This window comes from Sphingomonas sp. IBVSS2, from assembly GCF_002127225.1.
GTDB lineage: Bacteria > Pseudomonadota > Alphaproteobacteria > Sphingomonadales > Sphingomonadaceae > Sphingomonas.
The window spans coordinates 53,476-78,446 of sequence record NZ_NFUR01000003.1; the positions used below are offsets into that span (position 1 = coordinate 53,476).

General features: G+C 66.5%; 23 protein-coding genes. 12 read left to right on the forward strand and 11 right to left on the reverse strand.

The window, feature by feature from the left end; translation table 11 throughout:
- Positions 1-150: 150 nt before the first annotated feature.
- The gene (locus tag CAP40_RS10440; protein WP_086129477.1) at positions 151-1,761 is read left to right on the forward strand and encodes a S10 family peptidase; all 1,611 of its coding nucleotides are present in this window, start codon (positions 151-153) and stop codon (positions 1,759-1,761) included.
- Between the two features lie 18 nt (positions 1,762-1,779).
- Here the strand turns inward: CAP40_RS10440 and CAP40_RS10445 are convergent, their stop codons facing one another.
- Positions 1,780-2,247 carry a group III truncated hemoglobin gene (locus CAP40_RS10445; RefSeq protein WP_086129478.1) on the reverse strand — a complete coding sequence of 156 codons (468 nt, stop codon included), beginning with the start codon at positions 2,245-2,247 and terminating at the stop codon, positions 1,780-1,782.
- Positions 2,248-2,398: 151 nt separating this feature from the next.
- Between CAP40_RS10445 and CAP40_RS10450 the strand changes: the two genes are divergently transcribed.
- On the forward strand, positions 2,399-2,644 hold the full coding sequence (locus CAP40_RS10450) for a GIY-YIG nuclease family protein (RefSeq protein ID WP_373384895.1): 246 nt from the start codon (positions 2,399-2,401) through the stop codon (positions 2,642-2,644).
- An 82-nt stretch (positions 2,645-2,726) separates the two neighbouring features.
- On the opposite strand, the gene eda is transcribed toward CAP40_RS10450, so the two are convergent.
- The 8 genes from eda to CAP40_RS10490 all read right to left on the reverse strand — a co-directional run bounded on the left by eda (position 2,727) and on the right by CAP40_RS10490 (position 10,764).
- Positions 2,727-3,335, reverse strand: a complete 609-nt coding sequence (gene eda / locus CAP40_RS10455; protein ID WP_256924137.1) for a bifunctional 4-hydroxy-2-oxoglutarate aldolase/2-dehydro-3-deoxy-phosphogluconate aldolase — start codon at positions 3,333-3,335, stop codon at positions 2,727-2,729.
- A complete protein-coding gene (gene glk, locus CAP40_RS10460) occupies positions 3,332-4,300 on the reverse strand; it encodes a glucokinase (protein WP_086129480.1) in 969 nt (322 codons plus the stop codon). The genes eda and glk overlap by 4 nt, the downstream gene beginning before the upstream one ends.
- Before the next feature lie 235 nt (positions 4,301-4,535).
- On the reverse strand, positions 4,536-6,356 hold the full coding sequence (gene edd, locus CAP40_RS10465; protein ID WP_086129481.1) for a phosphogluconate dehydratase: 1,821 nt from the start codon (positions 6,354-6,356) through the stop codon (positions 4,536-4,538).
- A 102-nt stretch (positions 6,357-6,458) separates the two neighbouring features.
- Positions 6,459-7,166, reverse strand: a complete 708-nt coding sequence (gene pgl, locus CAP40_RS10470) for a 6-phosphogluconolactonase (protein ID WP_086129482.1) — start codon at positions 7,164-7,166, stop codon at positions 6,459-6,461.
- Positions 7,167-7,315: 149 nt separating this feature from the next.
- Complete coding sequence (gene zwf / locus CAP40_RS10475) at positions 7,316-8,773, reverse strand: glucose-6-phosphate dehydrogenase (RefSeq protein ID WP_086129483.1); 1,458 nt, start codon at positions 8,771-8,773, stop codon at positions 7,316-7,318.
- A gap of 389 nt (positions 8,774-9,162) precedes the next feature.
- Entirely contained in the window at positions 9,163-10,104 is a 942-nt protein-coding gene (gene argC / locus CAP40_RS10480; RefSeq protein ID WP_086129484.1) for an N-acetyl-gamma-glutamyl-phosphate reductase, read from the reverse strand.
- On the reverse strand, positions 10,101-10,295 hold the full coding sequence (locus tag CAP40_RS20785) for an SH3 domain-containing protein (RefSeq protein WP_256924138.1): 195 nt from the start codon (positions 10,293-10,295) through the stop codon (positions 10,101-10,103). The genes argC and CAP40_RS20785 overlap by 4 nt, the downstream gene beginning before the upstream one ends.
- 118 nt (positions 10,296-10,413) lie before the next feature.
- Positions 10,414-10,764 carry a MarR family transcriptional regulator gene (locus CAP40_RS10490; protein ID WP_086129485.1) on the reverse strand — a complete coding sequence of 117 codons (351 nt, stop codon included), beginning with the start codon at positions 10,762-10,764 and terminating at the stop codon, positions 10,414-10,416.
- Between the two features lie 206 nt (positions 10,765-10,970).
- Here CAP40_RS10490 and secG point away from each other — a divergent pair, with 206 nt between their 5' ends.
- The 5 genes from secG (at position 10,971) to CAP40_RS10515 (ending at position 16,753) form a co-directional block, all read left to right on the forward strand.
- The gene (secG, locus tag CAP40_RS10495) at positions 10,971-11,363 is read left to right on the forward strand and encodes a preprotein translocase subunit SecG (RefSeq protein WP_086129486.1); all 393 of its coding nucleotides are present in this window, start codon (positions 10,971-10,973) and stop codon (positions 11,361-11,363) included.
- A gap of 107 nt (positions 11,364-11,470) precedes the next feature.
- A complete protein-coding gene (locus CAP40_RS10500) occupies positions 11,471-13,105 on the forward strand; it encodes a CTP synthase (protein ID WP_086129487.1) in 1,635 nt (544 codons plus the stop codon).
- 280 nt (positions 13,106-13,385) lie between these two features.
- Complete coding sequence (locus CAP40_RS10505; RefSeq protein WP_086129488.1) at positions 13,386-13,949, forward strand: hypothetical protein; 564 nt, start codon at positions 13,386-13,388, stop codon at positions 13,947-13,949.
- 108 nt (positions 13,950-14,057) lie between these two features.
- The gene (locus CAP40_RS10510; RefSeq protein WP_086129489.1) at positions 14,058-14,693 is read left to right on the forward strand and encodes a peptidylprolyl isomerase; all 636 of its coding nucleotides are present in this window, start codon (positions 14,058-14,060) and stop codon (positions 14,691-14,693) included.
- Between the two features lie 203 nt (positions 14,694-14,896).
- Complete coding sequence (locus CAP40_RS10515) at positions 14,897-16,753, forward strand: methyl-accepting chemotaxis protein (RefSeq protein WP_256924139.1); 1,857 nt, start codon at positions 14,897-14,899, stop codon at positions 16,751-16,753.
- A gap of 323 nt (positions 16,754-17,076) precedes the next feature.
- Here the strand turns inward: CAP40_RS10515 and CAP40_RS10520 are convergent, their stop codons facing one another.
- Positions 17,077-17,547 carry an Hsp20 family protein gene (locus CAP40_RS10520; protein ID WP_086129491.1) on the reverse strand — a complete coding sequence of 157 codons (471 nt, stop codon included), beginning with the start codon at positions 17,545-17,547 and terminating at the stop codon, positions 17,077-17,079.
- Positions 17,548-17,798: 251 nt separating this feature from the next.
- On the opposite strand from CAP40_RS10520, the gene CAP40_RS10525 reads away from it, so the two are divergent.
- Both CAP40_RS10525 and CAP40_RS10530 read left to right on the forward strand, forming a co-directional pair.
- Positions 17,799-20,294, forward strand: a complete 2,496-nt coding sequence (locus CAP40_RS10525) for a TonB-dependent receptor (protein ID WP_086130052.1) — start codon at positions 17,799-17,801, stop codon at positions 20,292-20,294.
- A 177-nt stretch (positions 20,295-20,471) separates the two neighbouring features.
- Positions 20,472-21,140 carry a hypothetical protein gene (locus CAP40_RS10530; RefSeq protein ID WP_086129492.1) on the forward strand — a complete coding sequence of 223 codons (669 nt, stop codon included), beginning with the start codon at positions 20,472-20,474 and terminating at the stop codon, positions 21,138-21,140.
- Here CAP40_RS10530 and CAP40_RS10535 read toward each other — a convergent pair.
- A complete protein-coding gene (locus CAP40_RS10535; RefSeq protein WP_256924140.1) occupies positions 21,134-21,958 on the reverse strand; it encodes a PAS domain-containing protein in 825 nt (274 codons plus the stop codon). The two genes, CAP40_RS10530 and CAP40_RS10535, sit on opposite strands and share 7 nt — an antisense overlap.
- Before the next feature lie 365 nt (positions 21,959-22,323).
- On the opposite strand from CAP40_RS10535, the gene CAP40_RS10540 reads away from it, so the two are divergent.
- From CAP40_RS10540 to CAP40_RS10550, 3 genes are read left to right on the forward strand one after another with little or no spacing between them, the layout of a single operon-like run.
- Positions 22,324-22,773, forward strand: a complete 450-nt coding sequence (locus CAP40_RS10540) for a TadE/TadG family type IV pilus assembly protein (protein WP_086129494.1) — start codon at positions 22,324-22,326, stop codon at positions 22,771-22,773.
- An 8-nt stretch (positions 22,774-22,781) separates the two neighbouring features.
- The gene (locus tag CAP40_RS10545) at positions 22,782-24,425 is read left to right on the forward strand and encodes a pilus assembly protein TadG-related protein (RefSeq protein ID WP_179188093.1); all 1,644 of its coding nucleotides are present in this window, start codon (positions 22,782-22,784) and stop codon (positions 24,423-24,425) included.
- Between the two features lie 24 nt (positions 24,426-24,449).
- Positions 24,450-24,815, forward strand: a complete 366-nt coding sequence (locus tag CAP40_RS10550) for a PilZ domain-containing protein (protein ID WP_086129496.1) — start codon at positions 24,450-24,452, stop codon at positions 24,813-24,815.
- Positions 24,816-24,971 lie beyond the last annotated feature (156 nt).

The window sequence follows — 24,971 nt, forward strand, 5'->3', positions numbered from 1 at the left end:
AGCCTCGCCTGACCTTCGATCCATCCGCCGTGATGGAGGGTCGCGATCCGCTTGGGGAGCTGACGATCAGAGGACGCCCCATCTGCTTGTCTCCCAAATTGCGGCGTGTAACATTGTTTCACCATCGCTACGAAACCGGGGAATCGCCTTATGCATCGCCTTGTTCTGACCAGCCTTTTGCTCGCCGCCTCCGCACCGGCCTGGGCGCAGGAAAAGGCCGAGCAGCCGGCCGCCAAGGGGCAGGGCTATCGCGAGCAGATGAAGGCGGAGGTCGAGGCGGCATGGGCGCGCCCGCCGGTGGACGAAACCAGCGCGGTCAGCCACGGCGCCGTGACGGTGGCGGGGCAGAGCATCGCCTATACCGCCACTGCCGGCACGCTCACCATCCGCGATGACGAAGGCAAGCCGATCGCATCCTATTTCTACACCGCCTATACCCGGGACGGGGTGGGGAAGGGGCCGCGCCCGGTCACCTTCTTCTACAATGGCGGCCCGGGCTCGCCGACGATCTGGCTGCACATGGGCAGCTTCGCGCCGGTGCGCGTGACGACGGCCAATCCCGAATATATCCGCCCCGCACCCTATGGTTTCGGCCCCAATCCCCATTCGCTGATCGACAAGACGGATATGGTGTTCGTCGACGCGATCGGTGCCGGCTGGTCCCGGCCGCTCGGCGACAAGGCCGGCAAGGATTTCTGGGGTGTCGACCAGGACGCCGATGGCTTTGCGCGCGCGATCCTGCGCTACACCAGCAAGTTCAACCGCTGGGCCTCGCCGAAATTCCTGTTCGGCGAAAGCTATGGCACGCTGCGCAATCCGGTGGTCGCCGCCAAGCTGGAGGCCGCCGGCCTCAGCCTGAACGGCATCGTCCAGTTCTCGACGATCATGAACTATGGCGTGCGCCAGCCGGGCTACGACCAGAATTATCTCACCCTGTTCCCGACGATGGCGGCGACCGCCTGGTATCACAACCGGCTGCCGAACCGGCCGGGCGATCTACAGGCCTTTCTCGACGAGGTACGGGCCTTCACCAGCGGCCCCTATGCCGCGGCGCTGGCCAAGGGATCGACGATCTCGCCCGAGGAAAAGGCTGCGGTGGCGGCGAAGATGGCCGCTTATACCGGCATCGGCGAGGCCTATATCCTGCGCGCCGACCTGCGCCTCACCCTGCCGCGTTTCCAGACCGAGCTGCTGCGCGATCGCCGTCTGGCCGTGGGCCGGCTGGATTCGCGCTATTTGCTGAACGTGACCGATGCGAACGCCGACAGTCCCGAGGACGATCCCGCCTCGACTGCGGTGTCGGGCGCCTTTGTCGCGACGTTTCAGGACTATGCGACCCGGGTGCTCGGCTACAAGACCGACATGCCCTATCGCATGAGCGCGCGCGGTCCGGGTTTCGAATGGGACTGGAAGCATCGCGCGCCGGGCGACGGCACGCATCTGGCCCCCGACAGCGCCATCGACCTTGCCTATGCGATGCGCACCAATCCCTATCTCAAGGTGCTGTTCATCAACGGCTATTTCGATTTTGCCACGCCGTTCTACGGGGCGGAATTCGACGTCAACCACATGCTGCTGGACCAGCAGCTCCAGAAGAACATCCGCTTCACTTACTATCATGCCGGGCACATGGTGTATCTGAACCCGGACACGCTTCCCGAGATGCACCGCGATCTGTCGACCTGGTATGACGATGCACTGCGTGCCGCGGCCTCGAGCAACCCGCCGGCCCGTCCGGAGGCGAAGGCCGGCAGGAACTGATCCGCCGGCGGAGCGCTTTCAGGCGAATCCTTCGCCTGGCCCCAGCCCCAGCTTCCCGTGATGGTGGATAGCGATCCCGTTCAGGAAGCTGTTGGCGATCATCCGGGCGCGTTCATGGACGTGCCCGGCCGCATCCCCGCCGCCGATCTCTGCCAGCGTGGCGGCGAACAAGTCGAGCCAGCGCGCGAACATCGGCTTGTCGAGCCCCGGGATAGCGAGGTGCAGCGGCATCGGCCGGCCAAGATACTCGCCGCTGCTGAACAGGATCGAGCGCCAGAAACGCTTCATCTGGGCGAGATGCGGCGCCCAGTCCTTGATCCGCTCGGCAAAGACGGGTCCCAGCACCGGATCGGCCTGGATCCGCGCATAGAATCGGTCGACCAGCTCGGAGACGAAGCCATCGTCAATCCCCATCTCGGCGGCCTGGCGCCGTTTCTCCTCGCGCATCGCAAGGGCATGGGGGGAGGGCGTGCCGGTCTTTTCCATGGCCGGGATGTGGGGTGGAGGGAGCGGGATGGGAATGGGACATTCGGTCCCAGACGCGCGGTCCAAGCTACGATATCGTCATCCCGGCGAAAGCCGGGATCTCAGGCGATGGAGGGGCGCTGAGGCCGGTTGGACCAACAAGCCACGCGGTGTGCTCTACATAGGCGTGGCGGCGTTGCTCGCGCAGCGCGTGCAGCAGCATCGCGAAGGCAAAGGCTCGAAATTCTGCACCAGATACAATTTCAAGCTTCTCGTCCTCACGGAGCATCACGACACGATCGATGATGCGATCCGCCGCGAGAAGATGCTCAAGGAATGGAAGCGCGAGTGGAAGATCGAGTTGATCGAGCGCTTCGATCCCGAATGGCGCGATCTGTTCGACGACATTCGGGAATAGGGCCGCCTGAGATCCCGGCTTTCGCCGGGATGACGATATTTTTGAAGGCCGTCACCCCGGCGAAAGCCGGGGCCTCAGGCGCTCAGCCCTTCAGCGAAGCCGCCTCGCGCGCCAGCGCCTCGACCTGTTCATAGCTCGCGCCCTTGGGCGTGACCCAGGACCCGCCCACGCACAGGATCGGATCGAACGCCAGCCATTCCGGCGCGGTCGCGGCGGAGATCCCGCCGGTCGGGCAGAATTTGCACTGGTAGAAGGGCGCGGCGAGTGCCTTCAGCGCCTTGAGCCCGCCCGAAGTCTCGGCCGGGAAGAATTTGAAATGTTCCAGCCCCAGGTCGAGGCCGCGCATGATGTCGCCGGCATTGGCGACGCCGGGCAGATAGGGCACGCCGCTGCGGGTGATTGCATCGCCCAGCCGGTCCGTCAGGCCCGGCGAGACGATGAACTCGGCATCCGCCTTCATCACCTGCTCGAACTGCTCGGTATTCACGACCGTGCCCGCGCCGACGATCGCGCCCTCGACCTTCTTCATCTCGGCGATCGCTTCCAGCGCCGCCTCGGTGCGCAGCGTCACTTCGAGCACGCGCAGGCCACCCTTCACCAGCGCCTCCGCCAGCGGGTGGGCGGTGGCGGCGTCTTCGATCACGAGCACCGGGATCACCGGCGCGGTCTTCATGATGGCTTCGATATTCAAAGGGCATGCTCCTGCGCGAACGCCGCGGCGGCGCCGTACAGGCCCGGTTGCGGGTGCGTGATGAGCTTCACCGGAATGGAAGACATCAGCCCCTGGAACCGGCCCTTGGCGACGAACCGCTGGCCGAAGCCCGACTGCAACAGATGGTCCTTCAAGCGCAAGCCCAGACCGCCGGCGATCACGACGCCGCTGGGGCCATGGCACAGCGCCAGGTCACCCGCGACCGCGCCCAGGCTCAGGCAGAAGCGATCCAGCGCCGCTGCCGCCAGCTCGTCCTTGCCCTCCAGCGCCAGGCTCCAGATCGCCTTGTCGTCGAGCCGGTGGACCGGCTTGCCCTCGAGCTCGGCCAGTGTTTCGTAGAGCGAGACGATCGCGGGGCCGGCCGCCACGCGCTCCTTGGAGACGCGGGTATAGGTCTTGCGCAGCCGCTTCACGAGCGCGTCCTCGATCGGGTCGAGCGGCGCGAAGTCGCTGTGCCCGCCTTCGGTGGCGATCACGTCATATCCGGCGCGGTGGCGGAAGACCTGCGCTACGCCCAGTCCGGTGCCCGGGCCGCATACGGTGATCGAACCCTTGGCGGGCAGCGCTTCGTCGGGCCCGCACAGATGGAGGAAATGCTCCTCGCCCATCTGCGCGACGGCATGGCCGATTGCTTCGAAATCATTGACCACCGTCCAGGTATCGGCGCCCAACCGCTCGGGAATGAGGGCGGGGCGGATCACCCAGGGATTGTTGGTCAGCTTGATGATGTCGCCGCCCACCGGCGATGCCACCGCCAGCGCCGCCGCCTTGGGCAATTCACGGCCCAGCGCCTCGCCATAGGCCTGCCAGGCGAGCTGCAGGCTGGGATGCTCGGCCACTTTCTGCGTGATCGGCTCGCTGATCGAGGCCACCCGACCCTCTGCCACTTCGGCAATGGCAAAGCGGGCGTGCGTGCCCCCGATATCGACCGCGACGACTTCCATTCGGGCTCCTGATCCTCTCTCGCGCCGTGGCCTGTCAACGTTGCCAGACCCGGCTGCGCCCTTCTTCCCCCGTGCGGCGCAGAAGTAAAGGGCGGCGTCAAAACTCCCCTCCCTGCAAGGGAGGGGTTGGGGTGGGCGGCGTCTGGGCGATACTGCTCAATCGAGTACGGACGTCACCGTATCGCCACGCCTCGACCCACCCCTCATTCCCCTCCCTTGCAGGGAGGGGAGGCAGTCACAGCCCCGCTTCGGCCAGCATCGCCGAGGCGCCCTTTTCGGCCTCGTCGCAATGGTGGCGCAGCATCGCGAACAGTTCGCGGCCGGTGCCGATCGCCGGAGGAGGCGTGGCGACATGCGCGCGCGCGCCCCATTCGGCGGCATCGACCAGGGCGTTCAACTCGCCCGTCTCGGCGCAGAGCCGCACCACATCGCCATCGCGCAGCTTGGCGATCGGCCCCCCGCCCAGCGCCTCGGGGCTGAGATGGATCGCACACGGCACCTTGCCGCTCGCGCCCGACATGCGCCCGTCGGTCACCAGCGCGACCTTGAACCCGCGATTCTGGAGGACGCCCAGCGGTGGCGTGAGCTTGTGCAGCTCCGGCATGCCATTGGCCTTGGGCCCCTGGAAGCGCACGACCACCACCACGTCGCGGTCGAGCTCGCCGGCCTTGAACGCAGCCTGTACTTCGGCCTGGTCCTGGAACACGCGGCACGGCGCCTCGATCGTCCAGCGCTCGCGCTCGACTGCGGAGACCTTGATGCAGGCGCGGCCCAGATTGCCCTTGAGGATGCGGAAGCCGCCTTCGGGCGAGAAGGGCGCTTCGGCGGTGCGCAGGATCGTGTCGTCGCCGCTCTCTGCGCCATGGTCGACCCACACGAGTTCGTCGCCCGCCATTTCCGGCTTGCGGCCATAATCGGCCATGCCGCCCTTGCCGACGGTCAGCGTGTCGCCGTGCATCAGCCCGGCATCCAGCAGCTCGCGGATCACGAAGCTCGGCCCGCCGGCATCCTCGAAGCCGTTCACGTCCGCCGAGCCATTGGGATAGACCCGCGCCAAAAGCGGCACCACGCGTGAAAGCCGGTCGAAATCGTCCCAGTCGATCGTGATCCCGGCCGCCCGCGCGAATGCCGGCACATGGATCAGGTGGTTGGTCGAGCCGCCGGTGGCGAGCAGCACGATCGCCGCGTTCACGATTGCCTTCTCGTCGACGACATGGCCGATCGGGCGATAGTCGTCGCCGTTCCAGCCGATCTCGGCGAGCCGGTGGACGGCGGCACGGGTCAGCTCCTGGCGCAGCTTGGTGCCGGGATTGGCGAACGCCGCGCCCGGCATGTGCAGGCCCATCGCCTCCATCATCATCTGGTTGGAATTGGCGGTGCCGTAGAAAGTGCAGGTGCCCTTGGAGTGATAGGCCGCGATCTCGGCGTCGAGCAGTTCGTCGCGCCCGATCTTCCCTTCCGCGTAAAGCTCGCGGATCTTGGCCTTTTCCTTGTTGGCCAGGCCCGATCGCATCGGCCCGCCGGGCACCAGCACCATCGGCAGATGACCGAAGCGCAGCGCGCCCATCACCAGGCCGGGGACGATCTTGTCGCAGATGCCGAGCAGCGCCGCGCCCTCGAACGTGCGGTGGGAAAGGGCGACCGCGGTGCTCAGCGCGATCGTGTCGCGGCTGAACAGCGAGAGCTCCATGCCTTGATAGCCCTGGGTCACCCCGTCGCACATCGCCGGCACGCCGCCCGCCACCTGCGCGGTGGCCCCGGCCTCGTGCGCCCAGACCTTCATCTGCTCGGGATAGCGGTAATAGACCGCGTGCGCCGATAGCATGTCGTTATAGGCGGTGACGATGCCGATGTTCATCGAATGCCCGGCCTTCAGCTGGTCGCGCTGCTCGTCGGTGCCCGCATAGGCATGGGCGAGGTTGGCGCAGCCGAGCTTGGGCCGGTCGTTGCCCGATTCGCGCTCGGCATCGACCAGCGCGAGATAGGCGCGGCGGCGCGCCTTGGAGCGTTCGACGACGCGATCGGTGACGGCGGCGATTTCGGGATGCAGGGTCATGTCAAAACTCCGTTCGCCCTGAGCTTGTCGAAGGGCGGTTCTTCTTCCCACCCGCCGAGCCACGGTGCTTCGACAAGCTCAGCACGAACGGGTGTTATTGATTCAAGCCGCCCAGTGGATGTCCACCGGCAGCTCGACATCGGCGAGCACGCGGCCGACCGGATAGCTCGAAGAGGCGCCCTGTTCGATCGCCGCTTCCAGAACCGCCTTCTTGGCCTCGCCGGTGATCGCGATCATCAGCGCGCGGGCGGACACGATGGCGGCGCGCGACAGCGTCACGCGGGCGACGGGGGCTTCCGGGGGGAGGGGATCGGGCATCACGCCCAGCGCGCGGCGCTCCTTCGGGCCGTTCAGCGCCTCGTCGAAATCGGGGCCGGGGAAGATCGAGGCGCAATGCCCGTCGCCGCCCACGCCGAGCAGGCACAGGTCGAGCGGCCAGTGCACGTCCTGGAGCAGCGCATCGGCCGAGCGGCCCGCCGCCTTGTAGTCCGGCGCCTTGTCGCTCACCAGAGGGATGACCCGCGCGCCCTTGGGGATGAAGATCTTGCCGATCGCGGTGACGTTCGACAGCGGATCGCCCAGCGGCACGATGCGATCGTCGCCCGGGATGATCGTCACGCGCTTCCAGTCGATCTTGGCCCTGGCCAGCTTCTCGTAGATCGGCAGCGGGGTCTTGCCGCCCGCCAGCGCGATCACCGCGGCGCCGCGGGCATCGATCGCGCTCTCGATGATGAAGCCGATATCGCCCGCGACGGCCTCGGCCATCTCGTCGGCATCGTCATAGTCCCACCATTCGATTTCGGTCGTCATGTTCGTTCCTTGCGTTTCAGGTGGGTGTTCCCGGCTCAAAAATCATCGTCATGCCGAACTTGTTTCAGCATCCAACGTGCCGGCAGCGCCATCGCCCGAGGAGAGTTGGACCCTGAAACGCGTTCAGGGTGACGGTTATCCTCAAATTGCTATTCGTTCCACGTCACCCCGTCGCGCTCGGTCAGCGCGATCGCGGCGCTCGGCCCCCAGCTGCCCGAGGCATAGGGCTTGGGCTTCACGCCGCCCGCCTTCCAGCCCTCGCGGATCGCGTCGATCCATTCCCACTGCGCCTCCACTTCGTCGCGGCGGACGAACAGCGTGGGATCGCCCTCGATCAGGTCGAGGAACAGCCGCTCATAGGCGATGCGGCGGCGCGTGCCGGCGAACTCATGCTCCAGGCTCAGGTTCAGCGGCACTTCCTTCAGGCGGATGCCCTCGCGGTCGAGCCCGGGCTGCTTCGCCATCACGCGCAGCTGGATATATTCCTCGGGCTGCAGGCGGATCACCAGGATGTTGGGCTGGAGCGCGCCCCCGCGATCCGCGAAGATCGAGTGCGGCACGGGCTTGAACTGGATCACGATCTCGCTGCGCCGTTCCGCCAGCCTCTTGCCGGTGCGCAGGTAGAAGGGAACGCCGTGCCAGCGCCAATTGTCGACATGGGCCTTGATCGCGACGAAGGTCTCGGTGTCCGAGGGCTTTTCCAGGTCGGTGTCGTAGGAACGGACGATCTCGCCCTTTACCGCGCCGCCGCCATATTGGCCGGTCACGGTCAGGTTCGGCACATCGCCGCCCGCAATCGGGCGAAGCGAGCGCAGCACCTTCACCTTCTCGTCGCGGATCGAAGTGCCGTCGAAGCGGGCCGGGGGCTCCATCGCGATCAGCGCGAGCAGCTGGAGCATGTGGTTCTGCACCATGTCGCGCAGCGCGCCGACATCGTCATAATAGCCCGCGCGCCCCTCGAGGCCGACCGTCTCGGAGACGGTGATCTGGACGTGATCGATCCCCTGCGCGTTCCACACCGGCTCGAACAGCGAATTGCCGAAGCGCAGCGCCAGGATGTTCTGCACCGTCTCCTTGCCGAGATAATGGTCGATCCGGAAGGTGCGATCCTCCGGAAAGGCCTCGGCGACGATGTCGTTGACGATGCGGCTGGAGGCGAGGTCGACCCCCAGCGGCTTTTCCAGCCCGATGCGGACATTGGCGCCGGTCAGCCCCGCCGATTCGAGCCCCTTGATCGTCGGGCCGAACAGCGAGGGCGCGGTCGACAGGAAGATGGCGAGCCCGTTCGAGATGTCGCCCAGCTTCTCGGCCAGCGCAGCGAAGCCTTCGGTCTTCGAGGCATCGAGCCGCTGGTAGAAGAGCCGTTCGAGAAAGCTCCCGACAGCGCTGTCATCCTTCCGGTCGGCCGGCACGAAATGGTCGAGCGCCTCGCGGGCGAATGCACGGAAGCCGGTATCGTCGTAATCCGAACGTGCGGTGCCGGTGATGGTCAGCCCTTCGGGCAGCAATCCGTCGGCGTGAAGACCATAAAGGGAGGGGAGCAGCATCCGCTGGGAAAGGTCGCCGGTGGCACCGAACAAAAGCAATTTGCCCGCGGGCTGTCGCATGGATCGCCTCTCTGTGGTCGTTTCGAGCCCGCGAGACACCAATGGGGCGCAAAGATCAAGGGCAGGTGGCCGGTCCCAGATAAGGTAACCGGTGGCAACGACAAGCCTGAGAGGAGGTTTGTTCGAGCGACGACGCTACGGAAAGACAGATTTGTCCGCGCAGAGGCATCGCATGCCTGGTCGATGCCGGCCCATTCGTCATCCCGGCGAAAGCCGGGATCTCATGCTGTGGCGCGATACTGCCCCGGATCCCGGCTTTCGCCGGGGTGACGGCTTCGGCGAGAATATCTCCGCGCTCTGTTTCTTCGTCGCGTCGTAGCGCGACCAAAAGAAAGGGCCGGGCATCACGCCCGGCCTTCCCAGCCTCCTCACGCCTCAGCGTGCGAGAATCAGAACACCAGCCCCGCGGTCTGGTCGAACCCCGCCATGATGTTGAGATTCTGCACCGCGGCGCCGGCTGCGCCCTTGCCCAGATTGTCGAGCGTCGCCACCAGCCGGGCCTGGCCGGTTTCGGGATTGCCGAAGACCCGCAGCGAAAGCCGGTCGGTCCCCGCGTCTTCCTCGATCCGCACCGTCGCCACGTCGCCGGGCAGCACGCGCACGATCGGCGAATCCTTGTACGCCTCGCGCAGCGCGTTCTCGATGGCGTCCAGCGACGGCCGGCGCGTGAATGCCTGCAGGGGCAGGGGGACTTCGACGAGCATGCCGCGATAGGTCCGCGCCACCGCCGGCTGGAAGATCGGCGGGTGCACGATGCGGGCGTGCTTGGTCATCTCCGGCACATGCTTGTGCGCGAGGTTGAGGCCATAATTGCGGAACGCGGTGTCGGTATGGCCCGGCGCGCCCGCATCCTCGAATTCGGCGATCATCGACTTGCCGCCGCCCGAATAGCCCGAGACCGCGTTGACGGTCAGCGGATGGTCGTGCGGCACCAGGCCGGCACGGATCAACGGGCGAACCAGCGCGAGGAAGCCGGTTGGGTAGCAGCCGGGATTGGAGACGCGCGCCGCCTCGGCGATCTGGGCGGCCTGGCCGGGCTCAAGCTCGGGAAAGCCATAGGACCAGCCATCGGCGACGCGGTGCGCGCTCGAGGCGTCGATCACGCGGACCTTGGCGGCCCGGATCATCTCGACCGCATCGCGCGCGGCATCGTCGGGCAGACAGAGGATCACGAAGTCCGCCGAATTGAGCGCGTCCTCGCGCTTCGCGGCGTCCTTGCGGTCCTTGTCGCTCAGGATGATCTGCTCGATCCCGTCGCGGCCGTCCAGCCGCTCGCGGATCTCCAGGCCCGTGGTGCCCACGGCGCCGTCGATGAAGACGCGAATCGTCATGCTGCCGGGCGCTCCAGCATCGCGGCGGGCACATAGCCGACCAGCTTGTGCCCGGGCGCGACGCCCCAGGCATGATCGCCGGCGAATTCGAGCACTTCGAACGAATCCCCTGCCGAAAGCTGGGCGAGGGTCTCCGAATCGGGCTTGGGGCCGGCATGGAGCGATATGGACGTGGTGATGATGCGGGGCATAGGCGCCGCATAATGGGGTGCGAACACCCGATCCGCCAGACGTACGTCTGCCAGGTCACGACGAACGGCATCGACCCTGGGATCGATGGGAACCGAACGGCCCTTCAGCGAGAAACGCTTACGCGCTGGCCCTGCGGGCGACTGGCTCGATGTGCTGGCCAGTGAGGAAATGCCCGAATTCTGCAAGAAACTCTGCCCCTTCCGCGGTCTTTGCGACGAAGATGTTCCGCTTGTCGGTATCGTCGCGTTGACGGCGCAGATAGCCGAGCGTGCCCAGACGATTCAAGGCACGCGTGACAACGGGCTTCGAGACGTTCAAAGCCCGGGCCAATCCGCGCACGGTATGGGGGCCGGGATCGAGATAGACGAGCATCAGCAGCGCCATTTGCCGATTGGTCAGATCCGGTTCGCCCGATCGCACATAGTCGACAAGCGTGTTCTTCCACGAAGAAAGCGAGCTGTCGGTCATTGCGTTCACGGCATCTACTCTGTTGTTACGCCCCCGGGTACGCCGGGGCCGAAGCTCATAACGCGCGTGAACCGATCCGGTTTCAGTCCGGATGCGAAATGTTACAGCTTTGTTGAGCCCCTGCGGCGAGTAGGGGCCTGCCAACGGTTGATCGGAGCGGGCGGCTCCCCTATGTGCCGCCTTTCTTCAAGAGGTCCGCGCATTTCATGTTCACCTTCCTGCTCATCGTCCAGGCCTTCATCGCCGCGGGTCTCGTCGGCGTGATCCTCCTGCAGAAGTCGGAGGGCGGCGGCCTCACCTCGAGCGGCAGCCCCTCGGGCCTGATGTCGGCGCGCAGCGCGGCGGACTTCCTGACGCGCACCACCGCGATCCTCGCCACCGCGTTCATCGCCATGTCGATCCTGCTCGCCTTCCTGGCCGCGAATCGCCACGGCGCGACGATCGACGCCTCGCTCCAGCGTGCCGCACCGGCCGCGGCGCCGCAGGCGGTGCCGACCACGGCCCCTCCGGGCGGCGCGGCGCCCTTCGCTCCGGGCAACTCGACCGCGCCGGCGGCGCCGGCCGGGCAGGGCAACAGCGCGGTCCCGCTGGCCCAATAAGCTTCGCCGGCCCCGGCGCGTCCGGGGCCTGTCCACAAAAAATCTGCGCACCGGCGTGAGTCGCACGCTTGCCGGTGCGCGCCCATTCACGTTAGGCGTTTTCTCCCATGGCGCGGTATATCTTCATCACCGGCGGCGTGGTCTCCTCGCTAGGCAAGGGTCTCATGGCGGCGAGCCTCGCGGCGCTGCTGCAGGCGCGTGGCTATCGGGTCCGCATCCGCAAGTTCGATCCCTATCTCAACGTCGATCCCGGCACGATGTCGCCCCACCAGCATGGTGAGGTGTACGTGACCGACGACGGGGCGGAGACCGATCTCGACCTGGGGCATTACGAGCGCTTCACCGGCGTCGCCTCGCGCCAGTCGGACAACATCACCTCGGGCCGGATCTACAAGACGATCATCGAGCGCGAGCGCCGCGGCGACTATCTGGGCGCCACCGTCCAGGTGATCCCGCACGTCACCGACGCGATCAAGGCCTTCGCTCAGGAGGATACCGAGGATCTCGATTTCGTGCTGTGCGAGATCGGCGGCACGGTGGGCGACATCGAGTCGCTGCCCTTTGTCGAGGCGATCCGCCAGCTGCGCAACGATCTCGGCCGCAACCAGTCGGTCAGCGTCCACCTGACGCTGGTGCCCTATATCGCCGCCGCCGGCGAGCTGAAGACCAAGCCGACCCAGCACAGCGTGCGCGAGCTCGCCTCGCTCGGCGTCCATGCCGACGTCATCGTCTGCCGCAGCGAGAAGCCGCTGCCGGCGAGCGACCGCGCCAAGATCGCGCTGTTCTGCAACGTGCCTGCCTCGTCGGTCATTCCCGCGCTCGATGCGAAGACGATCTACGGCGTGCCGCTTCAATATCATGCCGAGGGGCTCGACGTCGAAGTGCTCAAGGCCTTCGGCATCGACGTCGCCGGCTCGCCGGATCTCGGCCGCTGGGAAGAGATCGTCGACCGCGTGCTCAATCCCGAGGGAGAAGTCACGATCGGCGTGGTGGGCAAGTATATGGGCGTGCCCGACGCCTACAAGTCGCTCACCGAGGCGCTCACCCATGGCGGCATCGCCAACCGGGTGAAGGTCAACATCCGCTGGCTGGACGCCGAATTGTTCGAGCATGACAATGAGGAAGAGATCACCGCGGCGCTCGAGCCGCTGCACGGCATCCTCGTCCCCGGCGGCTTCGGCGAGCGCGGCAGCGAGGGCAAGATCGCCGGCGTCCGCTTCGCGCGCGAGCGCAACGTGCCGTTCTTCGGCATCTGCCTGGGCATGCAGATGGCCTGTATCGAGGGTGCCCGTGCCGGCGGCGTCGCCGACGCCTCCACCACCGAGTTCGGCCCGACCGAGCAGCCTGTGGTCGGCATGATCACCGAGTGGATGACCACGGAAGGCCTGCAGAAGCGCGAGGAGGGCGGCGATCTGGGCGGCACGATGCGCCTGGGCGCCTATCCCGCGAAGCTCGGTGGCAATTCGGTGGTCGCCTCGATCTACGGAGCGGAGGAGATCAGCGAGCGCCACCGACACCGCTACGAAGTCAACACCGCCTACAAGCCGGTGCTCGAGCGCGGCGGGCTCGTCTTCTCGGGCATGTCGCCGGACGGCTCGCTGCCCGAGATCGTCGAGCGGCCGGACCATCCCTGGTTCGTCGGCGTGCAGTTCCACCCGGAACTCAAGTCCAAGCCCTTCGATCCGCATCCCCTGTTCGCCAGCTTCATCCAGGCGGCCGTGCGGCAGAGCCGGCTGGTCTGATCCCGATTTCCTCGTGATGCGAAAGGCCGGGCCGGGTGCCCGGCCTTTTTTGTTCGTGCATGGCGCTGCGACGCGATGAAGAAGACCTTGTTCACGCGGAGGCGCGAAGATGCGGCAGGAATCACCCGGGCTCCGATGTGAAGGGCGCCGTTGGCGCCGCGCGAGGCATCTTCGCGCCTCCGCGTCTCCGCGTGAACCACTTTGCCCCTTCGTCGTAGCGCGAACCCACATTGCCCATCGCCAACCCCACAGGCTAACAGCCCCATAGGGGGCACGCCGCATGTCGGATTTCGAGTTCATCTTCGCGCTGTTCGGCCTGTTGCTCGGGCTTTCGCTTGCCGAGGTGCTGGGCGGCCTGGCCCGGGCGATCGAGGCGCGTCTTCGCCCCGGCTCGGCCATCCGCATCGGCTGGCTGACTCCGCTGCTCGGCGCCTTTGTGATGCTCGACCTGCTGTCCTTCTGGCAGGCGGCCTGGACGGTGCGCGACGTCGTCGGCGTCTCGGGCAAGTCGCTGATGGCGATCACCGTCTTCGCCAGCGCCTATTATCTGGCGGCCCATCTCGTCTTCCCGCGCGACATCGAGGGCCAGCCCGATTTCGACGCGCATTTCTTCCGCGTCCGCCGCATCGTCATCGGCGTGATGTTCGGCCTGCTGCTCTGCCAGCTCGCCTGGTACGCCAGCCTTCCGACGCTCGCGCCGCACTTGCTGCGGCCATTGTCGCTCGGCCTCACCGCGATCCTGGCGCTGCTGATGGCCGCCGCGATGTTCGTCCGCGGCGCGCGCTGGGCGCGGCTGGTCATGCTGGCCCTCGTCGCGCGGTACATCCTGGTCTACCTGCTCTAGCTTCCCGCTGTCGGGACCATGGCGGCGCGGATGCTCCGCGCCCCGAAATCGGCATCCCGCGCCGAAACCCCCTCCAAATCCGAGCCCGCATCGACTAGCGAGCGGCGCATGCGTATCCTGTTCGCCGTCCTCGCCCCGTTCCTCGTCGCCGCCGCCGCGCCGCAAGCGCCCGCCACCGTCCGCGTCCGCATCGTCACTTCGGCGGGCAACATCACGCTCGCGCTCGATGCGAAGCGCGCGCCGAAGACCGTCGCCAACTTCATGGCCTATGTCGACGACGGCCGGCTCGACGGCACGCAATTCTATCGCTCGGCCCGGCGCAAGGGCGCACCTGGCCAGGGCTTCGTCCAGGGCGGCATCGGCACCGATGCGCGCCGCATGCTGCCCTCCGTCCTGCTCGAGCCGACCAGCCAGACCGGCATTCGCCACCTCGATGCCACTGTCTCGATGGCGCATGGGCCCAATCCCGATGGCGCCAATTGCAACTTCTCGATCATGGTCGGGCCGAATCCCGGCCTCGATGCGCGCGGCGCCTATCGCGGCTTCGCGGCGTTCGGAAAGGTGATCTCCGGCATGGACGTGGTGAAGCGCATCCTCGCGCTCCCAACCGGCGGCGGCCGCGATGCGATGAAGGACCAGATGATCCTCCAGCCGGTCAGGATCCTGCGCGTCGAGCGGATAGACGGTGCCGCCCGGCCGACCGGCTATGTCAAACCCTGGCTGATCGGGCCCGCATCGCGGTAATTTCCCGTACCGGGGAAGTCCGGGCTCGCGCCTGGACACAAACCGGCAAAATATATTCCCCCGATTTGGTTCGATTGGTCCGGCCCTCTCCTATGACGAGGATTGGGATTAGATCGAAAACGCCCTCCGCTCGCAGGCTTCTCGCGTCTGGCCCGAAAAATAGTTTCGGATGCCGGCCCCCCGGTCCGGCAGGGAGGGAATTGATGAATATTCAGGATATGCCGATACCGCGGAAGCTCGCGGCGGCCTTCGTCACGCTGGTCTGCATCTTCGCCGGTATCGGCTGGCTGCTCTTCTCGAGCCTGCAGACCGTCGGCACCGCCTCCGAGGACAAGGAGCGCGCGTTCGACGTCACTGCCAGCGCCGACCAGATCATGACGCAGGTCCTAGAGGAGCAGAGCGCCGTCCGCGCCTATGTCATCCTGCGGAACCCGGATTTCCTGGCCACCTACAAGGACGCCCGCAAGAAGATCGACGAGGCCGCCGACGCTTTCCGGCGCGACACCAAGCTGCCCGAGCAGCGGGCGCGGCTCGATAAGCTGATGAACGCGGTCCGCGAGCTCGACGGCAGGCTCGACAACATGATCGCGCTCGCCCGCAACCCGGCGACCCAGGCCGAGGCGCAGCAGCTCGCCGGCGTCAAGCAGCTCGGCGCGATCCGCGAAGTGATGGGCGAGATCAGCCAGATCCAGGCGGAGCGCGTGGCCTCGACCAAGAAGGTGGAAGCCGAGGCCCGCGCCGGCGCGGTCGCCGCGCTCACCTTCGGCGGCGCGTTCGGCATCGCCATTGCGGTGCTGCTCGGCTGGCTGCTCACCCGGATGATCGCGCGGCCGATCAAGGGGATGACCACGCTGATGGGCCGGCTGGCCGGCGGCGAGAACACGATCGAGGTGCCGGGCACCGAGCGCAAGGACGAAGTGGGCGGCATGGCCAAGGCGGTGCTGGTCTTCCGCGACGCCGCGGTCGCCAAGGAAAAGGCCGATGCGGCGAAGCTGGTCGCCGAGGCCGAGCAGAAGCACGTCGTCACCGAGCTCACCACGGGGCTGGACAATCTGGCGAAGGGCGACCTCACGACGGAGATCTCGAGCAATTTCGCGCCCGAATACGGCGCGCTCAAGACCAATTTCAACTCGGCGCTCAATGCGCTGCGCACCTTGATCGGTGCGGTCGTCGAGGGAGCGGCGAGCATCCGCACGGGCTCGGGCGAGATCGCCCAGGCCTCCGAGGACCTGGCCCGCCGCACCGAGAGCAATGCCGCGTCGCTCGAAGAGACTTCGGCCGCGATCAGCCAGATGGACGATCGGCTCAAGGCGACGGCCAAGGCGGCGGGCAGCACGCTCTCGCGCGCCAATCAGGCGATCGCGACGGTTGGCGACGGCCGTTCGGTCGCGGACGACGCCGTCCAGGCGATGACGCGCGTGTCGGAAAGCGCCAAGGGCATCGATTCGGTGATCGAGGGGCTCGACAAGATCGCTTTCCAGACGCGGGTGCTCGCGATGAACGCAGCGGTGGAAGCGGGCCGCGCGGGAGAGGCGGGCCGCGGCTTCGCGGTGGTCGCCGATCTCGTCTCCGCGCTCGCGATGCGCGCCGAGGAGGAGGCCGGCCGCGCCCGCGACCAGCTGACCGCGACGCAGGCGGACATCGTCGATGCCGTGGCGATGGTCCAGAAGGTGGACGGCGCGCTGGTCGCCATTTCGGGCGACGTCGACGAAGTGCACGACCTGCTTGCCAACATCGCCGCCGACAACGAGGCACAGTCCTCGGCGGTCACCCAGATCGCCGTGGCGATCGGCACGATGGACCAGGCGACCCAGCAGAACGCCGCGATGGTCGAGGAGACTTCGGCCGCCTCGCGTAACCTGAGTTCGGAGGTCCAGCTGCTCTCGGAACAGGCTTCGGCATTCAACATCGGCGCGGGGCAGGCGCCGGCACGTCGGCCGGCACCCGCCGCGAGCGACATTCGCGAGAAGGTCGCGCCCGGCTATGTGTCGCCGGTCAAGCCGCTGCCGGCTGCCGCCGTCTCCGCGCTCACCCGCGCCGACGACTGGGCGTCGTTCTGAAAATTCATATAAGAAAAGTGATTTGAAATTTGAAAAACAGGGTGCGACGCGCTATATTGCAAGTGCGAGCATTGGAGAGGGGAGGGCGAAAGCTCTCCCCTCTTTTTTGACGATCGTATCGCCTGCGGGCTTGGGCGATGCCCATCCGGCATCAATTCAGCGATGCGGACTTTCGCGGCCGCAACCGTGGCGACCGAGGCGCCCCCAACTGTCCGGAAGGACCGTTTCCCGCACCCATGACAAAGGGCGCCCGAACCATGGTCCGGGCGCCCCCCGCTGCGACGTCCAAAGGGAGGAAGACGTCGCGAGCCATGGTCGGTCCGTCAGGCCGCGTCGGCCTCGCGGTGCGCGATCGGGCGCGGCTGGCTGCCGGCATTCACCGCGATCTTCTTGGGCTTCATCGCCTCGGGCACTTCGCGTACCAGCTCGATCACCAGCAGGCCGTCGGCAAGGTCGGCGCTCTCGACGCGGACGAAGTCGGCCAGTTCGAAGCGGCGCTCGAAGCTGCGGGTGGCGATGCCCAGGTGCAGATAGGCGCCCTGGTTGTTCTCGTTCTCCTCGCGCCGCTTGCCGGCCACGAGCAGCAGGTTCTGCTGCGCGGTGATGTCGACCTCGTCGGCCTTGAATCCGGCGACGGCGATCGTGATCCGGTAGCGGTCCTCGGCGACGCGCTCGAGGTTGAACGGGGGATAATTCTCGGAAGCCTGCGCGCGGGCGCTGGCCTCGAGCAGATCGAACAGCCGGTCGAACCCGATGGTCGATCGGCGGAAGGGAGTAAAATCGAACTGACGCATATCAAGACCTCCATGCGAAGCGAATTGATCGATGTGCCTGGCGCCCGGTGACCCGCGACGCCGGGCCGGCGGCCCCTGCTGGGCACCGCCTGAAGTTGAGATCGTGTTGGATCGCACGGCTTTCAAGATGCGCCGGAACGAGGGCCGCAGGCGCCGGTCAACCCAGGCTAGGGATCGCTAAACATCTCCTTGCTCGCTAATATCCATCAAATGAGTGGAGATTAAATGCGACACGGCCAAAGGGGATGATGATGAGCCTTGCTTCGCTTTCACTGCTGCTTCTGGCGAGTACTGCGCCGGCGCCTGCCGGGGCGCTGCGCGACGATCCGGTCGCCACGAGTGCCAAGGACGAGCAGCAGGCCAGGCCGGCGCAGGAGAGCGGCAGCGGCGAGATCGTCGTCACCGCGCGCCGCCGCGAGGAAAAGGCCCAGGACGTGCCGATCGCGATGTCGGTGATCGGCGGCTCGACGATCGAGCAGACCGGCGCCACCAACCTCAACCGGCTGCAGACCGCGCTGCCGGCGGTGCAATTCTATTCGAGCAACCCGCGCAACTCGGCGATCAACATCCGCGGCCTGGGCGCGCCCTTCGGCCTCACCAATGACGGCATCGAGCAGGGCGTCGGCTTCTATCTCGACCAGGTCTATATCGGCCGCATCGGCGCCTCGACCTTCGATTTCGTCGATGTCGAGCGCGTGGAAGTGCTGCGCGGGCCGCAGGGCACGCTCTATGGCAAGAACACCACCGCCGGCGCGATCAATATCACCACCCGGGCGCCCAGCTTCACGCCGGAGGCCAAGGTCGAGCTGAGCCTGGGCAATTACGACCTGATCTCGGCCAAGGCCTCGGTCTCGGGCCCGCTCAGCGACAAGCTCGCGATCCGCATCTCCAGCGCGATCACCAGCCGCGAGGGGACGATCGAGAATGTCCGCACCGGCGAGGATCTCCACAAGCAGCGCACCAGCAGCTTCCGGGGCCAGCTGCTCTGGAAGGTGAACGACGATCTCGACTTCACGCTGGCGGGCGACTGGAACCTCCAGAACCCGCTGTGCTGCGTGCAATATTATGCCCGGGTCGGCGCCACCCAGCGGCCGCTATCCCGCCAATATGCGGCACTGGCGGCGGCGTTCGGCTATGCGCCGCCCAGCACCGACCCGTTCGATCGCAAGACCGATCTCGATGCCCAGATCAAGTCGCAGCAGGAGATCGGCGGCGCCTCGCTGGTGGCCAACTGGAATCTCGGCCCCGCGACGCTGACGTCGGTGACGGCGTGGCGCTATTGGGACTGGCAGCCGAAGAACGACCGCGACTTCACCGGCCTGCCGATCACCACCGTCTCCCAGAACCCGTCGCAGCAGCGGCAGGTCAGCCAGGAGCTGCGGCTCAGCTCGAACGGCGATGGCCGGCTGAACTATACGCTCGGTGCCTTCTTCTTCCACCAGACGATCAACACCCAAGGCTCGCAGGTCCAGGGTTCGGCGGCCAGCCGCTGGCTGCTCAATCCGGGCAATGTTCCGGTTGGGGCCACCGGGTGCGCGACGGCGACGGCGGCGGCCTGCAACCCGCTGGTGCTGAACGGCCTGACCTCGACCAACACGATCAACTTCGACAACACCAGCTTCGCGCTGTTCGGCAAGCTCAACTGGCAGCCGGTGGACGGCCTCCACATCCAGCCGGGCCTGCGCCTCAACTATGACAAGAAGTCCGGTTTCTACGAGGCCGTCGTCAGCATTCACAATGCGCGCTACAATTATGTCGCGACGGCGGACAATGTCGCGGCGCTGCTGGCCAATGGTACCGCGACCGCCGATCAGCTGAACACGCTGGCGCCGCAGCGCTACAGCCCGCGCTTCAGCGACTGGAACGTCTCGGGCGACATCACCGTCTCGTACGACCTGTCGCGCGACGTCCATGCCTATGCGACCTATGCGCGCAGCTTCAAGTCGGGCGGCATCAACCTCTCGGGCCTGCCGCTCAATTCGACCAGCACCGGCGTCGACCTTTCCACCCAGACGGTGAAGCCCGAAAAGGTCGATCACTTCGAGATCGGCCTCAAGACCCAGTTCCTCGATCGTCGGGTGACCTTCAACACCGCCGCCTTCTGGACCGAGATCAAGGATTACCAGGCGACGGTGAACAACAACGCGATCAACGTGATCCGCGGCTATCTCGCCAATGCCGGCAAGGTGCGGGTGCGCGGGTTCGAATGGGACCTGGCGGCGCGCCCCAGCCAGCGGCTCAACCTCTATTTCAACGGCGCCTATACCGACGCCAAATATACCGACTTCAAGAATGCGCCGTGCCCGCCCGAGCTTTCCGGCGGCACCGCGGCCGCGCCCGGCGGGGCCACCGATCCAGCGGGAACACCCGGCGGCCGCAGCCCCGCCTTCTGCGACATTTCGGGCCAGGTGCTGCCGGGCATCTCCAAATGGTCGCTCAGCTGGGGTGGCGAAGTGCGCCAGCCGGTAGGCGACGGCAATGTCTATCTGGGCTATGACGGCAGCTGGCGCTCGCGCTTCTCGTCCAACCCGTCGCCCTCCGCCTATACCTGGATCGACGCCTATTCGCTGTCCAACGTCCGCCTCGGCTGGCGGCGTTCGGATCTCAACATCTATGGCTGGGTGCGCAACGTCTTCGACAAGCAATATTTCGAGCTGCTTTCGGTCCAGTCGGGCAGCACCGGCCTGATCGTCGGCCAGCCCGGTGATCCGAGGACCTATGGCCTGACGATCAGCAAGAGCTTCTGAACCATGCGAGACTGACCTCCTGCCATGGCCGGGGGAGGTTGGGGAAGGGAGGCGGCGCCCGCACCGCCTCCCTTCTTTTCTTGTCGATTTGCACCGGACAATTTGAGCGAAGCTTAACCAACATCAAGTATCCCGATCTCCTATATTGGGAAGATCATGCGTGTAGCCACGGGATCCTTGCCGAGTTTCAGCAATGCGGGCCTGCTCGCCACGCTGGTCTCTGCCTGCCAGATCTGCGGCGGGCTGATCTGGGTGAACTCCTCCGCCTTCGCGCCCTCGGGCTATGCCAATGTCGCATTGATCGCGTCGCTCTGCATCTCGGTGCTGGTGCTCTCGCGGCTCACCATTCCCAATGGCGTCCGCGTGTCGCTGGTCCTCGGCGTGATCACGGTGCTGCTCGGCGTGGCGGTGCGTGGCGACATCACCGGGGTGAAGCAGGTGAGCGAGCTCGTCTCCGCTGCGGTGAACGGGCACCCCGGCGGCGTCGCGATGCCCGAGGAGCAGGTCGTCGGCCGGGCGAGGCGCAGTTCCGCTTCGCCGGCGCGCATCGATCTGCGGCCCGGCGAAGGCGGGGACGGGGGCTGGGCCGCCCGGCTCAACGACGCAGCCCGCGTCCAGATCGACGGCGGCGCCCCGGCGGAAATCCATGGCAATGTCACGCTCGAGGGCGGCAATATCGGCAACCCGCGCATCGGCTGGGCAGTGACCTGGGCGGGCGTCACGCTCTCCTGCGGCCGCCTGAGCGCGGAAGCCAACCGTACCGACGCGCTCACCAACCAGGTGGTCGGAACGTTCAAGCGTTCGATATCGCGGACCGCGGCGCTGCAGCGGCCTTCCTGCTACTGAACCGTTTCCGTGTTCGGATCGAGCGTGACGATCACGATCGCCCCGCCTACGGCATAGCCGCTGGCGAGCGGCGCAATCGAGACGCGCGCGCCGATCTCCTCGGCGCCGCCGCACAGCAGCCGTGCGTCGAAGGCCTCTGCTTCGGAGCGGCCGCTCAGCACCCGTTCGATCGCATCGCGCGCGACGGTGCGGTCGCGCACCGCGAGCAGGTCGACGAAGCGAAGTCCCAGGATGCGTTCCCGCGCCAGCCCGACCATCCGGGCGAACTCGGCCTCGACCATGGTGACCGTGCCGCGCACCGTCAGGCGGATCACTTCGATCCGGCCATGCGCCGCACGAGCCTTTTCCAGCGCCGTCTGCTCCGCCAGCCGGGCTTCCTCGTCGCCCTCATAGCTGACCCGCACCAGCAGCGCGACGCCCTCCACCCAGGGAAAGGCGCGGATGCGCAGCCGCGTGCCGCTATCCTCGTCGAGCGCAAGATCGAACTGGGACTGCTCGCCACTGCGCAGCACGTGGCGCAAGCTGGAAAGCATGGTGGCGTGGGTGGATGCAGGCAGGGCATCGGTGATCGGCGAGCCGATCAGCGCAGGGGGCGTGCGCCCCAGGATCAGCGCGGCGGCGCTCGACGCATCGGTGATCTTCAGCTCGGGATCGATCACCAGCAGCCCGCCGTCCATATGCTCGACGAGGAACTGATATTCGAGTTCGCGATGCGTGCCGTCCCGTTCGGCGATACCATGCTCGGCATCCCAGCTCTCGGCTGCCAGCAGCACGTAGCGTGGGCGTCCGTGATAGGTGATCGTGACGGGGCCGTGCATGGCGCGGTCCTGCCAATATGCGAAATTGCGCGTAAGTTCAGCTGATGAAACAGTCTGCACTGATGAGCGTTGCATAGTTATGTGCTCTCGAACGTTTTCGGGACGACGGCAGTTTTTTACGTTGCGACCGCAGTAGATTCGAGAATTGCGTAATTTGCTCAATTTCAGTTTGACATGTAGAATACAACAAAGTTAACGTAAATCAAGACCGCCTAGGTCGAAAATGGTGTGAAAAATCAAGGGGATCGCCCCGATCCGGGCGGCTCTCGGTTCGCGCCCTCGCGGCCAAGGTTTACTGAAAATCCGGATATCGTGCCGGCAGGCGTGCGAGCGATTTGGAAGCTCTCCTGTGCGAAGAATCGCGCATGTGTTCGCGTTCGCCTTCCCTGGCCGAGAAGCCGCTCCGCGCCGGCCTCAGGCTGTGGCGCGAACGGCGCGGCGCGGCGGCGATCGAGATGGCCTTCTCGCTGCCGATCCTTCTGATGCTGATCTGCGGGATCGTCACCTATGGCGGCTGGTTCCTCTGCGCCAACAGCGTGCAGCAGGCGGCGAACGAGGCGGCGCGGGCGGCGGTCGGCGGGCTCGACCCCAATGAACGCGCCGCGCTGGCGCGCACCGCGCTGGACGCCAATCTGCGCAAGACCGGCACCCTCAAGCCGGAGCGCATGGACACCCTCATCGACGATGACGGGCGCACCCTGACGGTTCACCTCTCCTATGACGCGTCGAACGATCCGCTGCTTTCGATCAAGCTGGTGCCGCTGCCCAGCAAGGTGATCGAGCGCAGCTCGACCGTGACGCTCACCGCCCCATGAGGTGCACCATGGCCCTCCCGTCCTTCTTTCGCCGCTTCGGGATCGATCGTGGCGGCAACGTCACCATGCTCTTCGCCGGCGGGTTCGTGATGCTGGCGGGATCGGCGGCCTTCGCAGTCGATACCGGCTCGCTCTATCTGGAGAAGCGGCGGCTGCAGGGCGTTGCGGATGCGGCGGCGCTGAGCGCGGCGAACAGCCAGTCGGCGGATGCCGCGGCACGCCAGGCAATGGCGGCGAACCAGGCGAGCGACGCGAGCATCGAGAGATTGGAACGCGGCACCTATTCCGCCGACAGCACCGTGGCACCGGCCGCGCGTTTCGTCGCTTCCGGCGACGGCAACGCCGTCCGCCTCGTCATGGGCCGGGACGTGCCGCTGTTCTTCGGCAAGTTCCTCACCGGGCGCCCCACCGCGCGCGTGTCCGTGACGGCTACGGCGGCGCGGGTGGACCTCGCTTCCTTCTCGATCGGCTCGCGCCTGGCATCGGTGAGCGGCGGGCTGCCCGGCCAATTGCTTTCGGGGCTGGCCGGGACCGAGCTGAACCTCAACGTGATGGACGCGCAGGGGCTGGTTACCGCGGACGTGGACCTCCTCGCCTTCATCGATGCGCTGCGCACCCAGGCCAGCCTTCAGGGCCTGACCTTTGGCGAGACGCTTGCGACCAATGTCAGCCTGCCCAAGGCGCTCAATGCCCTGGCGGCCGCGTCGGGAAGCTCGAGCGCCCAATCGGCGCTGCGCGGAATCGCCGCGCGCGTGCCGCCGGTCACCATGCAGCTCTCCAAGATCATCGACCTCGGTCCGCTCTCCGGCGAGACCAAGACCGATCCCTCGCGCCCGATCGAGGCCGACAGCTATGCGCTGGTTCGCGAGATGCTCCAGATCGCCACGGGCAAGCGCCAGGTCGATCTGGATCTGGCGGCGGGCGTTCCGGGGCTTCTCTCCACCAAGGTATCGCTGGCGATCGGCGAACGGCCGGCGCAATCGCCCTGGCTCGCGGTGGCCAAGGACCGCAGCGTGAAGGTGCGGACCGCGCAGACTCGCCTTTACGTCGACACCAGGGTGGGCGGTGCGGGTCTGCTGGGTGCGGCTTCGATCCATCTGCCGCTCTTCGTCGAGCTGGCAAAGGCCGAGGCGTCGCTGCGAAGCATCTCATGCCCGACGCCGGCGACTGCCACGGTCGGCCTCGACGTCACCACGTCGGCGGGGCAGGTGGCGATCGGCGACGTGGATACCGCGTCGCTGGGCAATTTCGGCACGGCGATCACGCCCCGTCGGACGACGCTGGTGAAAGTGCTGCTGCTCGCCGAAGTGACCGGCCAGTCGAACGTCAACCTGGGCGGTGCGGGCGCGCAGCAAGTGACGTTCACCGCCCAGGAGATCGCGGCCGGCAAGACGCATACCGTGTCGACCAACGACATCGCCGCCGGCGTAGCGGCATCGCTGGTCCGCGACATGGACCTGCAGGTCAACACTCTGGGGATCGGGATCAATCTGTCGCTGGTCACGGCGGCGGTGGGGACGGTGCTTCAAGGGGCGGCGGCGCCGCTCGATTCGCTGCTCGGCGACCTCACCGGGCTCCTCGGAGTCAGTGTCGGGCAGGCCGATGTCCGCGTGAACGGGCTGCGTTGCGGCAAGCCGATTTTGGTTGGGTAGGGGATTAGGAGTCGGGGTTGGGGAATGCGTGGTGATCGAAGAGGACTGAAGATTACGCAGGGCGTGGACCGGCGTGAGGCGATGCGCTGGCCGGTATCGATCGCGGTTGCGGTGAAGGAATCCCGTTTCTGCTTCCAGGACGTGCGCCTGGTCGAGATTTCGCGCCTGGGCTGCCGGCTCGAGACCGGGTTCCTGCTCGAACTGGGGATGGAAACGGTATTGCGGTTGCCCGGCTTCAAACCGCTGCCCGCCAAAGTGGTGTGGAGCAACCGCGCCGCGGCCGGTCTGCAATTCCTGGCGCCGCTGCATCCCGGCGTGGTCACGCACATCATCAGCCTGCCTACGCCCGAACAGCAGGCAAGCTATCGCCCGCTTTCGGAACCGGGCTGAAAAGGCTGGGTTTCCAATGGGCTGAAAACGGCAAACGCCCGGACCGTTTCCGATCCGGGCGCCTGCGTGACGAATGCTCGTCAGCCCCCTTTGTCAGGCCCAGCCCGCACACTCGTACTTGCCTACGAGCGGGGCTTGGAGCCTCCCCGAACCACG

Bases quoted from the DNA above. Each gene is read 5' to 3' on its own strand.
- CAP40_RS10545 (WP_179188093.1), top strand. From the start codon at position 22,782: ATGGCCCTCCCGTCCTTCTTTCGCCGCTTCGGGATCGATCGTGGCGGC.
- CAP40_RS10510 (WP_086129489.1), top strand. From the start codon at position 14,058: ATGCGTATCCTGTTCGCCGTCCTCGCCCCGTTCCTCGTCGCCGCCGCC.
- CAP40_RS10440 (WP_086129477.1), top strand. From the start codon at position 151: ATGCATCGCCTTGTTCTGACCAGCCTTTTGCTCGCCGCCTCCGCACCG.
- CAP40_RS10505 (WP_086129488.1), top strand. From the start codon at position 13,386: ATGTCGGATTTCGAGTTCATCTTCGCGCTGTTCGGCCTGTTGCTCGGG.
- edd (WP_086129481.1), bottom strand. From the start codon at position 6,356: ATGACCCTGCATCCCGAAATCGCCGCCGTCACCGATCGCGTCGTCGAA.
- CAP40_RS10500 (WP_086129487.1), top strand. From the start codon at position 11,471: ATGGCGCGGTATATCTTCATCACCGGCGGCGTGGTCTCCTCGCTAGGC.
- CAP40_RS10515 (WP_256924139.1), top strand. From the start codon at position 14,897: ATGAATATTCAGGATATGCCGATACCGCGGAAGCTCGCGGCGGCCTTC.
- glk (WP_086129480.1), bottom strand. From the start codon at position 4,300: ATGGAAGTCGTCGCGGTCGATATCGGGGGCACGCACGCCCGCTTTGCC.
- zwf (WP_086129483.1), bottom strand. From the start codon at position 8,773: ATGCGACAGCCCGCGGGCAAATTGCTTTTGTTCGGTGCCACCGGCGAC.
- CAP40_RS10550 (WP_086129496.1), top strand. From the start codon at position 24,450: ATGCGTGGTGATCGAAGAGGACTGAAGATTACGCAGGGCGTGGACCGG.
- CAP40_RS10520 (WP_086129491.1), bottom strand. From the start codon at position 17,547: ATGCGTCAGTTCGATTTTACTCCCTTCCGCCGATCGACCATCGGGTTC.
- CAP40_RS10540 (WP_086129494.1), top strand. From the start codon at position 22,324: ATGTGTTCGCGTTCGCCTTCCCTGGCCGAGAAGCCGCTCCGCGCCGGC.
- pgl (WP_086129482.1), bottom strand. From the start codon at position 7,166: ATGACGACCGAAATCGAATGGTGGGACTATGACGATGCCGACGAGATG.
- CAP40_RS10445 (WP_086129478.1), bottom strand. From the start codon at position 2,247: ATGGAAAAGACCGGCACGCCCTCCCCCCATGCCCTTGCGATGCGCGAG.
- argC (WP_086129484.1), bottom strand. From the start codon at position 10,104: ATGACGATTCGCGTCTTCATCGACGGCGCCGTGGGCACCACGGGCCTG.
- secG (WP_086129486.1), top strand. From the start codon at position 10,971: ATGTTCACCTTCCTGCTCATCGTCCAGGCCTTCATCGCCGCGGGTCTC.
- CAP40_RS10490 (WP_086129485.1), bottom strand. From the start codon at position 10,764: ATGACCGACAGCTCGCTTTCTTCGTGGAAGAACACGCTTGTCGACTAT.
- CAP40_RS20785 (WP_256924138.1), bottom strand. From the start codon at position 10,295: ATGCCCCGCATCATCACCACGTCCATATCGCTCCATGCCGGCCCCAAG.
- CAP40_RS10535 (WP_256924140.1), bottom strand. From the start codon at position 21,958: ATGCACGGCCCCGTCACGATCACCTATCACGGACGCCCACGCTACGTG.
- CAP40_RS10525 (WP_086130052.1), top strand. From the start codon at position 17,799: ATGAGCCTTGCTTCGCTTTCACTGCTGCTTCTGGCGAGTACTGCGCCG.